This window comes from Rhodovulum kholense, assembly GCF_003053725.1.
In the GTDB taxonomy this organism is placed as follows: domain Bacteria; phylum Pseudomonadota; class Alphaproteobacteria; order Rhodobacterales; family Rhodobacteraceae; genus Rhodovulum; species Rhodovulum kholense.
Genome location: NZ_QAYC01000005.1, coordinates 193,503 through 205,364 on the forward strand (window position 1 = coordinate 193,503; position 11,862 = coordinate 205,364).

15 protein-coding genes are annotated in these 11,862 nt (G+C 70.9%); 8 read left to right on the top strand and 7 right to left on the bottom strand.

The window, feature by feature from the left end; genetic code table 11:
- The first annotated feature begins 61 nt into the window (after nt 1-61).
- From C8N38_RS09010 to C8N38_RS09030, 5 genes are read left to right on the top strand one after another with little or no spacing between them, the layout of a single operon-like run.
- On the top strand, nt 62-502 hold the full coding sequence (locus tag C8N38_RS09010) for a hypothetical protein (RefSeq protein WP_245895627.1): 441 nt from the start codon (nt 62-64) through the stop codon (nt 500-502).
- Nucleotides 499-1,158 carry a MotA/TolQ/ExbB proton channel family protein gene (locus tag C8N38_RS09015; protein ID WP_108026288.1) on the top strand — a complete coding sequence of 220 codons (660 nt, stop codon included), beginning with the start codon at nt 499-501 and terminating at the stop codon, nt 1,156-1,158. The genes C8N38_RS09010 and C8N38_RS09015 overlap by 4 nt, the downstream gene beginning before the upstream one ends.
- The gene (locus C8N38_RS09020; protein ID WP_108026290.1) at nt 1,151-1,540 is read left to right on the top strand and encodes a biopolymer transporter ExbD; all 390 of its coding nucleotides are present in this window, start codon (nt 1,151-1,153) and stop codon (nt 1,538-1,540) included. Before C8N38_RS09015 ends, C8N38_RS09020 begins: the two co-directional genes overlap by 8 nt.
- Complete coding sequence (locus tag C8N38_RS09025; RefSeq protein WP_108026292.1) at nt 1,537-1,932, top strand: ExbD/TolR family protein; 396 nt, start codon at nt 1,537-1,539, stop codon at nt 1,930-1,932. The genes C8N38_RS09020 and C8N38_RS09025 overlap by 4 nt, the downstream gene beginning before the upstream one ends.
- Nucleotides 1,929-2,717: an energy transducer TonB gene (locus C8N38_RS09030; protein ID WP_108026293.1), complete on the top strand. Its 789-nt coding sequence runs from the start codon at nt 1,929-1,931 to the stop codon at nt 2,715-2,717. Before C8N38_RS09025 ends, C8N38_RS09030 begins: the two co-directional genes overlap by 4 nt.
- Nucleotides 2,718-2,739: 22 nt before the next feature.
- On the opposite strand, the gene C8N38_RS09035 is transcribed toward C8N38_RS09030, so the two are convergent.
- The 4 genes from C8N38_RS09035 to C8N38_RS09050 are packed head-to-tail and all read right to left on the bottom strand — an operon-like array spanning nt 2,740 to nt 6,338.
- Complete coding sequence (locus tag C8N38_RS09035; protein ID WP_108026295.1) at nt 2,740-3,501, bottom strand: ATP-binding cassette domain-containing protein; 762 nt, start codon at nt 3,499-3,501, stop codon at nt 2,740-2,742.
- Complete coding sequence (locus C8N38_RS09040) at nt 3,498-4,469, bottom strand: iron chelate uptake ABC transporter family permease subunit (RefSeq protein WP_108026297.1); 972 nt, start codon at nt 4,467-4,469, stop codon at nt 3,498-3,500. Before C8N38_RS09040 ends, C8N38_RS09035 begins: the two co-directional genes overlap by 4 nt.
- Complete coding sequence (locus C8N38_RS09045) at nt 4,462-5,421, bottom strand: ABC transporter permease (RefSeq protein WP_108026299.1); 960 nt, start codon at nt 5,419-5,421, stop codon at nt 4,462-4,464. Before C8N38_RS09045 ends, C8N38_RS09040 begins: the two co-directional genes overlap by 8 nt.
- Nucleotides 5,418-6,338, bottom strand: coding sequence for a siderophore ABC transporter substrate-binding protein (locus C8N38_RS09050; RefSeq protein WP_108026301.1), 921 nt, complete (start codon nt 6,336-6,338; stop codon nt 5,418-5,420). The genes C8N38_RS09045 and C8N38_RS09050 overlap by 4 nt, the downstream gene beginning before the upstream one ends.
- 162 nt (nt 6,339-6,500) lie before the next feature.
- Here C8N38_RS09050 and C8N38_RS09055 point away from each other — a divergent pair, with 162 nt between their 5' ends.
- Nucleotides 6,501-6,803, top strand: coding sequence for a DUF2218 domain-containing protein (locus tag C8N38_RS09055; RefSeq protein WP_108026303.1), 303 nt, complete (start codon nt 6,501-6,503; stop codon nt 6,801-6,803).
- Between the two features lie 79 nt (nt 6,804-6,882).
- Here the strand turns inward: C8N38_RS09055 and C8N38_RS09060 are convergent, their stop codons facing one another.
- A complete protein-coding gene (locus C8N38_RS09060) occupies nt 6,883-8,832 on the bottom strand; it encodes a TonB-dependent receptor domain-containing protein (RefSeq protein WP_108026305.1) in 1,950 nt (649 codons plus the stop codon).
- A gap of 357 nt (nt 8,833-9,189) precedes the next feature.
- Between C8N38_RS09060 and C8N38_RS09065 the strand changes: the two genes are divergently transcribed.
- Nucleotides 9,190-9,714: a DUF2478 domain-containing protein gene (locus tag C8N38_RS09065; protein WP_108026307.1), complete on the top strand. Its 525-nt coding sequence runs from the start codon at nt 9,190-9,192 to the stop codon at nt 9,712-9,714.
- A 55-nt stretch (nt 9,715-9,769) separates the two neighbouring features.
- Here the strand turns inward: C8N38_RS09065 and C8N38_RS09070 are convergent, their stop codons facing one another.
- Nucleotides 9,770-10,555 (bottom strand): TOBE domain-containing protein, encoded by a 786-nt coding sequence (locus C8N38_RS09070; protein ID WP_108026309.1) that lies wholly within the window; start codon nt 10,553-10,555, stop codon nt 9,770-9,772.
- Nucleotides 10,556-10,864: 309 nt separating this feature from the next.
- On the opposite strand from C8N38_RS09070, the gene C8N38_RS09075 reads away from it, so the two are divergent.
- Nucleotides 10,865-11,335 (top strand): SAM-dependent methyltransferase, encoded by a 471-nt coding sequence (locus tag C8N38_RS09075; RefSeq protein ID WP_108026310.1) that lies wholly within the window; start codon nt 10,865-10,867, stop codon nt 11,333-11,335.
- A gap of 116 nt (nt 11,336-11,451) precedes the next feature.
- On the opposite strand, the gene C8N38_RS09080 is transcribed toward C8N38_RS09075, so the two are convergent.
- On the bottom strand, nt 11,452-11,661 hold the full coding sequence (locus tag C8N38_RS09080) for a TOBE domain-containing protein (protein WP_108026311.1): 210 nt from the start codon (nt 11,659-11,661) through the stop codon (nt 11,452-11,454).
- Nucleotides 11,662-11,862 lie beyond the last annotated feature (201 nt).

Genomic DNA, 11,862 nt, shown 5'->3' on the forward strand with positions numbered 1-11,862 from the left:
AGCCAGATGCGAGGACCAAGTCCCGCCGCCAGAGGACAGATTGACCGATGGATCGCAGGGAATGGAACGCGCGATGGGCATATCTCACTTTGGAGCCGCTGCCGCGGCCTGTGTCTTCATGCTGGCGCAGGGCGCCCGGGCCGAGGAGGCCGGGCCGCATCTTGCGATCGAGCTGAACGCGGTCGCCCCCGCCGAGACCGGCTGCCTGATCAGCTTCATGGCCCGGAACGGGCATCCGGCCGCAATCGAGCGTGCGGTGTTCGAAACCGTGCTGATCGACCGCGCGGGACAGGTCGAGCGGCTGACCCTGTTCGATTTCGGCGACCTGCCCGCCGGGCGGCCGCGGGTGCGGCAATTCTCGATCCCGGGGCTCGCCTGCGACGATCTGGGGCAGATCCTGATCAACGGCACCAGCGCCTGCGAGGCGGGGACGCTGGGCGAGGCGGCCTGCGCCGAGGGGCTCGATCTCAGTTCGCGCACCGATGTGGAGCTGATCGGATGATCGGGGCGGCGGTCGAGCTTCTGCGCCGGGTCGCCGATCTGGGCGGTCCGGTCGTGCTGATCCTGATCGGGGTCTCGGTGCTGACGGTGGCGGTGGTGATCTACAAGCTCTGGCAATTCGCGGCGGCAGGCGTCGGGCGGCACCGGGCGCTGACCGAGGCCGTGGCGGCCTGGGATGGCGGCGACCGGGGGCTGGCGCGCGCCGCGCTCGGGACCTCGCGCAGCTATCTGCGCCCGGTGATCGAGCTTGCCATGTCGGGCCAGACCGATCCCGAGCGGCTGGGCGCCGAGGCCGAGGCCCGCTTCGCCCGTCTGGAACGCGGCTTCCGCCTGCTTGATTCCGTGGCGCAGCTGTCGCCGCTGCTGGGTCTCTTCGGCACCGTTCTGGGCATGATCGCGGCGTTTCAGGCGCTGCAGGCGGCGGGCACGCAGGTCGATCCGTCGATCCTGGCGGGGGGCATCTGGGTGGCGCTGCTGACGACGGCGGTGGGGCTTGCGGTCGCGATGCCGACCGCGCTGATCCTGAGCTGGTTCGAAAGCCGGATGGAGGCCGAGCGGGTGCTGGCCGAAACCGCGATCCATACCGTGCTGGCCCCGTCCCGGCCGCACGGCGTGCCGCGTGCGGGCGAGGCGTCGGCGGGTCCGGTCCATGCGTAGGCGACGGCGGCCCTTGTCGCTGACGCCGCTGGTCGACGTGATCTTCCTGCTGCTGCTTTTCTTCATGCTGAGTTCGACCTTCACCCGCTTTGCCGAGGTCGACCTTTCGGCCGCGGCGCCGGGCGGGTCCGCGGCCACGCCCGAGACGAAACCGCTTTTCCTGCAGCTCGCCCCCGAAGGGCTGCGGCTGAACGGCCGCGACATGCCGCTTGAGGCTCTGGCCGACACCCTTGCCTTGGCTCCGGCCGAGGGTATGGCCGCGGACGCGCAGCCGGTGCTGGTGGCGCTGCGCGGCGCGGTCAGCGCCCAGCGGCTGACCGATCTGCTGGTGGTTCTGCGGGCGGTGCCCGGGATCCGTGTCACCGTTCTGGGGGCGTCATGACCGCGAAATCCCGCCGCGCCCCGCGCGAACCGACCATCGCGCTGATCAACATCGTGTTTCTTCTGCTGATCTTCTTTCTGGTCGCGGGCACGCTGGCCGCACCGCTCGATGCGACGCTGAAACTCGTCGATACCGAAGGGCTGGAGGGCGCGGCCCCGGCCGATGCGCTGGTGCTGCATGCCGACGGCCGGATCACCGGGCAGGGCGCCGAGATCACCCCCGAGGCCTTTGTCGAGGCGCTCGACCCCGATGCCGGGACCGATACGGGCGCGACGGTGCGGGTTATCCCGGATCGTGAGGCGCCCGCCGCCGATCTGGTGGCGCTGGCGCGCGCGCTGCGCGCGGCCGGAGCCGGGCGGGTCGTGATCGTGACCGAACGGGGGCTGCGATGATCCCGTCCTCCCGCGCGGGCAAGGTTCTGGCGCTGGGCCTCGCGCTTGGTGCCCATGGGGCGCTGGCTTTGGTGCTGGTGCCGCAGACCGAAACCCGGATGGAAGGCCGCGCGGGTGCTGTCGAGGCGGCGGTCGGTGCCAGTTTCGCCGACATGGCGGCGGGGCGGCTGACCGCCGAAAGCGCCGAAACCGTGCTTGAGGCCACGGCGCCGCCCGAGCCGGTCGCCGCCCGGCCGCCCGACCCGGTCGAGGCGGTGCAACCCGCGCCCGCCGAAGCCCTGCGCCCGCTGCCCGAGGCCGCGCCGCAGCCGCAGCACCCTGCACCTCCGGCCGCCGAGCAGCCCCCGCCGAAGGCCGCCGAACCGCCGCCGCCCGAGACGGTGAAGGCTGAGCCCGACCGCCAGCCTCGGGCCGCGCCCCGGGGCAATGCCGACCGCAATGCCCGCGCCGGTCAGGCGGCGGGCACCGACCGGGCACAGGCCGCCACCAGCGGCAGTGGCGGGGCGACCGCCGAGTCCGGGAATGCCGCGGCCTCGAACTATCCGGGCCTGGTGATGCGGGCGCTGTCGCGGGTGCCGAAACCCCGCATCCGCGCGCGTGGCGCTGCCGTGGTGGCCTTCCGCCTCGGGGCCGATGGCAGCCTTGCCTCGGCCTCGGTGGTCCGCGGCTCGAGTTCGGCCGCGCTCGATCAGGCGGCGCTCCGGATCGTCCAGCGCGCGGCCCCCTTCCCGCCGCCGCCCCCGGGCGCCCAGCGCAGCTTTTCGATCCGGATCGAGGGGCGGTAGGACGGGCGGTGTCTGCCCCGATTCAGAGGGTCACGACCAGCTGCCTCCCGCGATGGGGGACGATCTCGAACCGGGTGTCGAAGACCTCTTCGAGGATCTCGGCGCGCAGCACCTCGGCGGCCCCGGCCGCGGCGATCACCCGGCCGTCCTTCATTGCCACCACCCGGTCGGCCCAAAGCGCCGCCGCGTTGATGTCATGCAGAACGACCACCACCGCGCGGCCCTCGGGGCCGGGGCGCGAAAGATCGTGCAGCCGGGCCATCAGGTCGCGCGCATGGCGCGGATCGAGCGCGTTCAGCGGCTCGTCAAGCAGCAGCCAGGGCGTCGCCTGGGCATAGGCCATGGCCACCATCGCGCGCTGGCGCTGGCCGCCCGACAGGGTGTCGAGAGGCCGTTCGGCCAGTGCGTCGAGCTCGAAGGCGGTCAGCGCCTCGGCGACGACGCGGGCATCCTCGGGGCCGGGCCGCCCGGCATGATGCGGCCAGCGGCCGAAGCCCACCAGCTCGGCCACCCGCAACCGGCTGGCGACCGTGGGCGATTGCTGGAGCAGCGCCACCTGCCGCGCCCGCCGTCGGTCGGGAACCGCGAAAGGGTCGAGCCCGTCGATCCGCACCGTGCCTGCGCCGGGGCGCGCAAGCCCCGCGATGCAGTGCAGCAAGCTCGACTTGCCCGCACCGTTCGGTCCGATCAGCGCGGTGATGCCGCGCGGCGCGAGGTCCAGCGCGACCTCGTGCAGGATCGGCGTGGCACCTGCCGCGTAGGACAGCGATCGGACCTCGATCATGCGGATCTCCTGTTCAGGACGAGGGCGAGGAACAGCAGCCCGCCGAAGAATTCCACCAGCACGGCCAGCGTCGAGTGCAGGCCCAGAAGCCGCTCGAACACGAATTGCCCGGCGACGAGGATTGCCGCGCCCGAGAGCCCGGCCGCGGGCAGCAGGACCGCATGGCGGTAGGTGCCCGCCAGCACCCGGCCCAGCGCTGCGGCGATGAGGCCCAGAAAGGTCACCGGCCCGACCAGCGCGGTCGAGACCGCGACCATCGCCGCAACAAGCATCAGCGCCGCGATGGCCAGCCGGTCATGGGCAAGGCCAAGCCCCCGCGCCGTCGGCCGGCCCAGCGCCGCGACGTCCAGTGCGGGCGACAGGACCATCGCGATCGCGGCCGCCCCGACCAGAACGACGGCGGCCATCCAGAGCGCGCCGGAGGGCACCGAGCCGAAGCTGGCAAACATCGCCTGCTGGACCACGGCGAATTCGGACGGGTCCAGCATCCGCTGGGAAAGCTCGGCCAGACCGCGCAGCAGGACACCGAGGATCACCCCGGTCAGGATCATCCGCGTCACGTCGCCCGCGCCCCGCCGCAGCAACAGGCCGAACAGCGCGGCCGCGGCCAGCGTCAGCAGCGCGGTTTCGGCCAGGAACCGGCCGAACTCGGGCAAGAGCGCATAGCCAAGCCCGCCCAGCGTCGCCACCAGCGCGGTCTGCAGGAAGATGAACAGGGCGTCGATCCCGACGATCCCGGGGGTCAGAAGCCGGTTCGCGGCCACGGTCTGGAACAGCACCGTCGCCATGCCGGTGGCGGCGCCCACAAGGATCAGCGCGGCGAGCCGGGTCGCGCGCAGCGACAGGATGAACCCGGTCGGGCCGCGCAAGTGCCAGAACAGGAAGACCAGCGACAGCGCCGCCAGCAGCCCGGTCAGTGCCCAGAGCCTCAGGGCGGGGCGCAAAGGCGGCAGCGCAGTCTCAGCCATTACGCGCCGGTCCCGGAGCGGCATAAAGCAGCCAGAGGAAGACGCCTGCGCCGAAGACGCCGAAGACGGTGGCCGCCGGGATCTCGTAAGGCGCCCGCAGCACCCGGCCGAGGATGTCGGCGGCCAGAACCATGGCCGCCCCCCCGGCCGCGACCAGCGGCAGGTTGGCGCGCAGGTTGTCGCCGCGCCAGCGCGACACGAGGTTCGGGGCCACCAGCCCGACGAAGGGCAGGGCGCCGACCGTCACGATCACCAGCGCGGTGATCGCCGCGACGGCGACCAGGCCTAGGGTGCGGGTCTGGGCATGGTTCAGCCCGAGGCTGCGCGCCTGGGTCTCGCCCAGACCCAGAAGGGTGATCCGGTCGGCCGCCGCATAGACCAGCAGCGCCAGCGCCGCGATGCCCCAAAGCAGCTCGTAGCGGCCCTGCACCACGCCCGAGAACTCGCCGAGCCGCCAGATCCCCAGATACTGGACAAGATCGGTCGTCCAGGCCAGCCACAGCCCGGCGGCGCCGAGGATGCCGCCATAGATCAGCCCGACCAGCGGCAAGAGCATCGGGTCCTGGCGCGGGATGCGGCGGGCGAGCGCCAGAAACCCCGCCGTTCCGATCAGCGCCGAAGCCGTCGCGGCCGCCATCTTCCAGACGGGCGCGGCGCCCGGCGCGATCAGGGTGATGCCCAGAAGCCCCAGCATCGCGGCCTCGGGGGTGCCGGTCAGGGCGGGCTCGACCAGCCGGTTCTGCACTGTCTGCTGGATCACCACGCCCGCCAGCGCCAGCCCCATCCCGGCCAGAAGCGCTGCCGCCGTGCGCGGGAAGCGGCTGACCGCGATCAGCCAGCCGGTGCCGAGATCGCCCGAGAAAAGAGAGGCCGCGCCGATGCAGAGGCTCAGCCCCGCCAGCGCCGCCAGCGCGGTGCCGAGCCCCAGCCAGAGCCGCAGCCCGGCCGTCATGGGCGGTCGGCGGAAAAGGCCGCGACGATTTCGTCGAGCGTGTGCATCATCGACTGCACCCCGCCGCCCGCGATATAAAGCGGCCCGCTGTCGAGGTAGACGATCTGGCCTGCTTGCGCTGCTTCGGTGCCTCGGACCAGCGGGTTGTCAAGCGTCGCCGCGGCCGCCTCGCCGCTGGCGCCGATGGCCGCGCCGCGGTCGATGGCGAGGATCCAGTCGGGGTCGGTCTCGGCCACGAACTCGAACGAGATCGCCTCGCCATGGGTGGCGGCGCCCAGATCGGGATGCGCCTCGGGCAGACCCAAGGCGGTGTGCAGCCAGCCGAAGCGGCTGTCGCGGCCATAGGCCGAGATCTTGCCGCCATTGGTCAAGAGGATCAGCGCGTTGCCCTTGTCCGCGACGGCCGCGCGGGCGGCGGCGATCCGGGCATCCAGCGCGGCCTCGAGCGTTGCGGCCTCGGTCTCGCGCCCGAAGAGGCGGCCATAGGCCTGCAGCCGGGCGCGGGTCTCGGCCAGCATGTCCTGCCCGGTCACGGTCATGTCGATGGTCGGCGCGATCCGCGCCAGCGCGGCGGCCTGTCCCGAGGACCGGCTGCCGACCACGATCAGCCCGGGATCGAGGATCGCGAGCGCCTCGAAATCGGGCTCGAACAGGGTGCCGATCCGGGTCGCACGGCTGGCGGCTGCGTCGAGATAGGGCAGGTAATGCGGCTCGGGCACGCCCGCGACGTTGATCCCCAGCGCGTCCAGCGTGTCGAGCGCCGCGATGTCCATCACCGCCACCCGGGGCGGGTCGGCGGTCAGCGCGGTCGGGCCGGTGGCGGTCTCGACGGTGACGGTGCGGGCGGCTGCCGGAAGGCCGAGGCAAAGCGCCAGGGCAAGCGGAGCCAGAAGCGGAGCCAGACGGCGGCAGCGCATGATGCGTCCTTTCCTGCGATGGGGGCGGAGACGGGCTTGCGGCGGGCTGGCGGCGTCCGGGATCCCTGCGTGGTAGCGGTGCTGTGACCGGTCACGCCCCCATAGCGCCTTGCCCGCAACCGGGGCAAGGTCTAAATTGACGGAAAAAGTCAGGAATAAAAGATGGCCCTTCTTCACGATACCGGCGTGTTCGCCACGCAAAAGGCGAGCAGCTATCTTCAGCAGCTCTGCAAGCATTTCGCCCACAAGGTCGAGGTCGAATACGACGCCGACCGCGGCCGGGTCGCGCTGCCCCCGGGCGAGGCCAGCCTCGAGGCCGCCGACGGGGTGCTGAGCGTCACCGTCAGCGGGGCCGATGCCGCCGCGCTGGAGCTTGCCCGCAACATCGTCGACAGCCATCTGGCGCGCTTCGCCTTCCGCGAGGGCTTCGAGAAGATGGACTGGAACGGTGCCAAGGCCGCCTAGGCGGCCCCGGCCGGTTCGGGGCAGGGCCGGGGCCGGCTAGGACCCATCGGTCCGGCCATGCCCCGCGCCACTTGCGATTTCAGAACCGCCAGCGGGCGCTGACCCCGAAGGTCCGGCCCGCCTCGTTCAGCGCGACCACCCGGCTGTAATTCAGCCCGTCCGAGCTGCGGCTGGCATAGGTTTCATCCAGCACATTGCGGATATCGAACCGGATCTCGACTCCGTTCAGCCGTTCGGGGGCATAGGTCGCGTGCAGGTTCAGCACTTCATAGCCCGGAAGGTCGGTCGGCGTGTCGGTGTTCTTCAGGGCGATTTCCGCCGATCCGCCCAGCCGCCAGGCCGGTGTCACGTCGAGCCCACCTTCCAGCGCGATGATATGCCCGACCGGGCGGCCATAGTAGTAGGACGTGGTGCCGACAGTGTCGCCATCGAGCTCGACATCGGCATAGGTGTAGTTCAGCCGGGCGAAGCCGTCGCTGCCCTGCCAGCCGATCGACCCCTCGACCCCGCGCGAGGTGACATCGGCCAGTGCGCCACGGTCAGCGCCTGTGGGCAGCACCGCGTTGAGATCGTCGATTCCGGTGTAGAAAACCGCGCCGCTGACTGACCAGGGGCCGGTCTCGTAGCGCAGGCCCAGGCGGCTTGCGGTGCTGCGCGAGGTGGTGAAGCCGTCATAGGTCCAGTCGCCGCCGAAATTGACCAGCGCTGCCTCGCCCAGCTCGTAGCCGCCCCAGGTCGAGGCGATCCCGGCATTCAGCGTCAGCCGTTCGGTCAGCACCACATCGACCGAGGCATTGGCGCTGAGCCCGCTGCCGTCGAATTCCTGTCCGTCGGCGGCGTCGAACTCCTGCATGTCATAGCGCAGCCCGTAGGAAACCGAGACCCTGTCGGTCAGGTCCTGGCGCGCCTGGGCGAAGAGGCCGACATTGGTCATGCTCTCCTTGCCGCGGCTGTCATAGGGGGCGGTGCCGCGCCCGCGCCCCTTGGCGGTCTCGTCGAAGAAGTCGAGCCCGGCGGTCAGGGTGCCGGTGCCGATCTGCCATTCGTTGCTGGCGCTGCCGCTGAGGCTGGTATTGAGCCCCCAGGCGCCGACGACGTCGACCTCCTGCTCGTTATAGGACAGTTGCAGCTTGGGCGCGAACCAGCCTTCGGGCGCCTCGTCGGCATAGCTGAACGTGAACGAGCTGCGCCGGGCATAGCCGTCGACCAGCACGCTGTCGCCCGAAGTCAGCCCGGCGAAGTCGGGCCGGATGAAGTAAAGCCCGTTGCCGCCCAGCTGCGCCGCCCGGCGGCCCTCGTCCTCTGTTTCCGAGGCGCTGAAGGTCAGCCGCTTGCCCGATGGCGTGGTGAAGCCAAGCTTGGCGGTATACGAGCTCAGGTCGGGCTCGGTCCCCGTCATGGTGGTGCCGTCGCCGTCCTCGTACTCGCCGCCGATCTCGCGCGTGCCGCTCAGCAGGTAGTCAAGCCCGCCCTGCTGGCCGAAGAGCGTCAACGCGCTGCGCAGGTCGGTGCCGTTGGTCGAGGTGCCGATGCTGGCGATGCCGCCGAAACTCTTGCCCGGCTCCAGCAGATCGCGGGCATCCTTGGTCTCGTAGGCGATGGACCCGGCCAGACCGCCCGGGCCGCCATCGGCCGGGGCAAGGCCCTTGGTCACCTCGACCCGCTTCAGCAGTTCCGGGTCGATCAGCACGTTGCCGGTATGGTGGAAGGCGCCCTTGTTTTGGCGCGCGCCGTCGATGGTGACCGACAGCAGGCTTTCCTCGATCCCGTTCACGAAGACCTTCTGCGCGATCGCCGCGCCGCCCCCGACCGTGACCGAGGCCTCGCCCTGAAAGACGTCCTTCACGCTGGACGGGTTGCGGTTTTCAAGGTCCTCGGCGGAGACTTCGGTATTGCCCAGAAGGTCCTGGGCTTCTGCCCCCTCGATCCGCAGGGTGCCGAGATAGGTCTGGTTGGTATCCTGGCCGAAAGCGGCGCTGCCTGCCCAGCAGGCGCCCAGAAGCAGCAGGCCTCGGGAGGTCCGGTTCATGCGTTGTCCCCAATTCTGCGTGTCACATGGCTGGACAGCGCGTCCGGGGACGGGCGATCTGGCTTTTGCTGTTCGCCGGGCAGAGCCGCGGCGTATATCTGACGGTTTTGGTTGGTCTTCGCGTAGATACGAATTTGCGCCGCACATGCAAGAACGGAATCGGCGCTCGCCCCCCACGACCTGCCAGGACGCCGCCCCGCAACGCACGGGTGGCGCGGTTTTGGGCATTTCGATCTGTCGGACGCGCCGTTGCGTGGCGAAAGGTCGCGCCGCGCGGCCCGATCCTCGGGTCGGCATTGCGCGGCCCGGGATGCGCTATGTAGCTTCAATGCAGAACGCTATCCGCGAGAGGCAAGGATGACCGACACCAGCGACGACGCCCCGTTCCGGATCGCCGCGATCCCGCTTTTGGAAGATCTGGCCATCGACGCGCTGCTGGCGGAGGTCGTGGCGGCCCTGCGCGCCGAGGGCGCCCGTGTCGCCGGGTTCCGTCAGGGTCGCGGCCCGAATGGCGGCATGGCGGTCGAGGACCTGACCGGCGGCGGCGTCTTTTCGATCTCGCAGGATCTGGGGCCGGGGTCGCAGGGCTGCAAGCTCGACCCGCAGGGGCTGGCCGAGGCGGCCTGCGCCGCGCTGGCCGCACTCGAGACCGCGCCCGACATGCTGATCCTGCCGCGCTTCGGCAAGGCCGAGGTCGAGGGGCACGGGTTCCGCTCGGTGATCGAACGCGCCTGCGAGCGGCAGGTGCCGGTGCTGGTCGCGGTCAAGGCCGATTGCACCGAGGCCTGGGACGACTTCACCGGCGGCGTGGCCGACCGGCTCGTGCCCGACCGGGCGGCGGTCCTGGACTGGTGCCGGGCCGGGACCTGCGCCCGGGTCTGACGGTCTGAGGTCCGATCTGCGGCACAAGCGACCGGCCTGCCGGGCCCACGGGGACCTAGGGCAGGGCCAGGATCACATGGCTCGACTTGATCAGCGCGGTCGCGGCGTCGCCCGGGGCCAGCGCCAGCGCCTCGGCGCTTTCGCGGGTGATCGTCGCGACCAGCGTCTTGTCGCTTCCGAGATCCAGCACGATCTCGCTGTTCACCGGCCCGTCGGTGCGCCCGGTGACGGTGCCGGTCAGCCGGTTGCGGACCGACATCGGGCCAAGCTCGTGCCCCTTCGCGAGGATCACGAAGCTCGACTTGACCAGCGCGAAGACCTCGATGCCGGGGGCCAGCCCCATCTCGGCGGCGCTGTGGCCGGTGATGACCGAGGCCAGCGTCTGGCCGCCGCCGATATCCATCTGCACCTCGGCGCTGACCGGGCTTTCGGTCACCGAGGTCACGGTGGCGCGGTAGGTGTTGCGGGCCGAGGTCTTCATCATCAGGCTCCAGAGAATGTCGCCGGGGTCGAGGTCGATCTGGCTGTCGAGCGAGGCGACCACCCGTTCCAACCCCTCCTGGATCGCGGTGAAGGCGGCGATGATCTTCTCGCCCGCGGGGGTCAGCGCCGCGCCGCCGCCCGCGCGCCCGCCGGGGGCGGCGCTGACCAGGGGGCTTGCGAAGATGTTGTTCATCGCCTGCACCCCGTCCCAGGCGGCCTTGTAGGACAGCCCCACCTCGCGCGCAGCCGCCGAGATCGACCCGGTCCGGCCGACCGCGGCCAGAAGCGCCACCCGGTCGGCGCCCATCCGCGCCCCGGGCCGTTCCAGCGTCAGCGCACTGCGCACTCCAACCGGCATCGCCGTCTCGCTCCTTTCGCAGACATCGCCCCGTCTTAGCGCGAAGGCGCCCGGCCCGCCACCGCTGAGTGGCATGCCACCGGGCGGGGTGTCGCTGATCTTGGGAACAGGCGCGCCTTTGCGCGCATCCCGCCACCGGGACGCCTTCGATGGCGCCGCTTTTACGGGCATTCTGCCCGGTCGGACAGCGACCCCGCACCAGAGAGATCGCCGCGGCGGGGCGGCCTCTTGCCAGCCGTTATATAAGTGGTGAACATAGCGAAAATCCCCTTCGCCGCCAGTGCGCGGCCAGACGCGAAAGGAAGACGCATGGAAAAGGTCATGGCCGAGATCCGGGCGGGCGAGGTCTGCGCCCCGCTGCCGCAGACCGGCGATGCGACAGTGTGGTTCGTCGGGCGGCTCAGGACCCCCTGGACGTCGCCGCGCGATTGCCCGCGCCAGGGCGACCGCACCGCTGGCCCGGTCTGCCGGATCGAGATCGACCCGCGCTGGCGCGAGGCGCTGGCCGGGATCGAGCGCAAGGAAAACCTGCTGCTTCTGTACTGGATGGACGGGGCGCGGCGCGATCTGGTGCGCCAGAGCCCGCGCAATGACGGCGAGACCGTCGGCACCTTCGCGCTGCGCTCGCCCAACCGGCCCAATCCGGTGGCCTGTTCGGTGGTCACGCTTCTGGGGCGCGAGGGCGATGTGCTGCTGGTGCGGGGGCTCGATTGCGTCGACGGGACGCCGCTGATCGACCTCAAGCCCGACTATGGCGGGCGGCCCTGCCCAGAACACTGAGCCCGGAACACTGAGCCCGGAACACTGATCCGCGGGTTTCCCCCGGCGGGGGCGGGCAGGAGGGCAGGCAAGGGGCAGGGGAGGCAGGCTCGGGCCCGCCCCCCGGGACGGAAGGATCAGTCCTTGCCGACCAGAACGTCGCTCGACTTGATGATGGCGCTGGCCTTGTCGCCGACCTTCAGGTTCAGGTCGGTGGCGGCCTCGTTGGTGATCGAAGCGGTGACGATGGCGCCGCCGCCCACGTCGATCTTGACATGGGTCGTGACGGTTCCGGTCTCGACCGCGGTGACGGTCCCGGCGAGGATGTTGCGTGCGCTGAGTTTCATCTTGTCATTCCTTTCCCGATGGGCCGACCCGTCGGGCCGGCACGTCCGGCCTGCTGCCGGTCTCTCTTGTTCGGACGGGGCAAGGCCTTTTGCAATATAAGAAAAATCTACATAACGACCCGCTGGTCGAACGGCGCGGCGCGCGCGACCGGGCGCGATGAACCGCTGCGCCCGACCGGCCCTTTCTCGGCCGGCCGGGCG

What these genes read in the sequence shown, in the direction of transcription:
- C8N38_RS09010 (WP_245895627.1), top strand. Translation starts at nt 62, where the DNA reads ATGGAACGCGCGATGGGCATATCTCACTTTGGAGCCGCTGCCGCGGCC.
- C8N38_RS09015 (WP_108026288.1), top strand. Translation starts at nt 499, where the DNA reads ATGATCGGGGCGGCGGTCGAGCTTCTGCGCCGGGTCGCCGATCTGGGC.
- C8N38_RS09020 (WP_108026290.1), top strand. Translation starts at nt 1,151, where the DNA reads ATGCGTAGGCGACGGCGGCCCTTGTCGCTGACGCCGCTGGTCGACGTG.
- C8N38_RS09025 (WP_108026292.1), top strand. Translation starts at nt 1,537, where the DNA reads ATGACCGCGAAATCCCGCCGCGCCCCGCGCGAACCGACCATCGCGCTG.
- C8N38_RS09030 (WP_108026293.1), top strand. Translation starts at nt 1,929, where the DNA reads ATGATCCCGTCCTCCCGCGCGGGCAAGGTTCTGGCGCTGGGCCTCGCG.
- C8N38_RS09035 (WP_108026295.1), bottom strand. Translation starts at nt 3,501, where the DNA reads ATGATCGAGGTCCGATCGCTGTCCTACGCGGCAGGTGCCACGCCGATC.
- C8N38_RS09040 (WP_108026297.1), bottom strand. Translation starts at nt 4,469, where the DNA reads ATGGCTGAGACTGCGCTGCCGCCTTTGCGCCCCGCCCTGAGGCTCTGG.
- C8N38_RS09045 (WP_108026299.1), bottom strand. Translation starts at nt 5,421, where the DNA reads ATGACGGCCGGGCTGCGGCTCTGGCTGGGGCTCGGCACCGCGCTGGCG.
- C8N38_RS09050 (WP_108026301.1), bottom strand. Translation starts at nt 6,338, where the DNA reads ATGCGCTGCCGCCGTCTGGCTCCGCTTCTGGCTCCGCTTGCCCTGGCG.
- C8N38_RS09055 (WP_108026303.1), top strand. Translation starts at nt 6,501, where the DNA reads ATGGCCCTTCTTCACGATACCGGCGTGTTCGCCACGCAAAAGGCGAGC.
- C8N38_RS09060 (WP_108026305.1), bottom strand. Translation starts at nt 8,832, where the DNA reads ATGAACCGGACCTCCCGAGGCCTGCTGCTTCTGGGCGCCTGCTGGGCA.
- C8N38_RS09065 (WP_108026307.1), top strand. Translation starts at nt 9,190, where the DNA reads ATGACCGACACCAGCGACGACGCCCCGTTCCGGATCGCCGCGATCCCG.
- C8N38_RS09070 (WP_108026309.1), bottom strand. Translation starts at nt 10,555, where the DNA reads ATGCCGGTTGGAGTGCGCAGTGCGCTGACGCTGGAACGGCCCGGGGCG.
- C8N38_RS09075 (WP_108026310.1), top strand. Translation starts at nt 10,865, where the DNA reads ATGGAAAAGGTCATGGCCGAGATCCGGGCGGGCGAGGTCTGCGCCCCG.
- C8N38_RS09080 (WP_108026311.1), bottom strand. Translation starts at nt 11,661, where the DNA reads ATGAAACTCAGCGCACGCAACATCCTCGCCGGGACCGTCACCGCGGTC.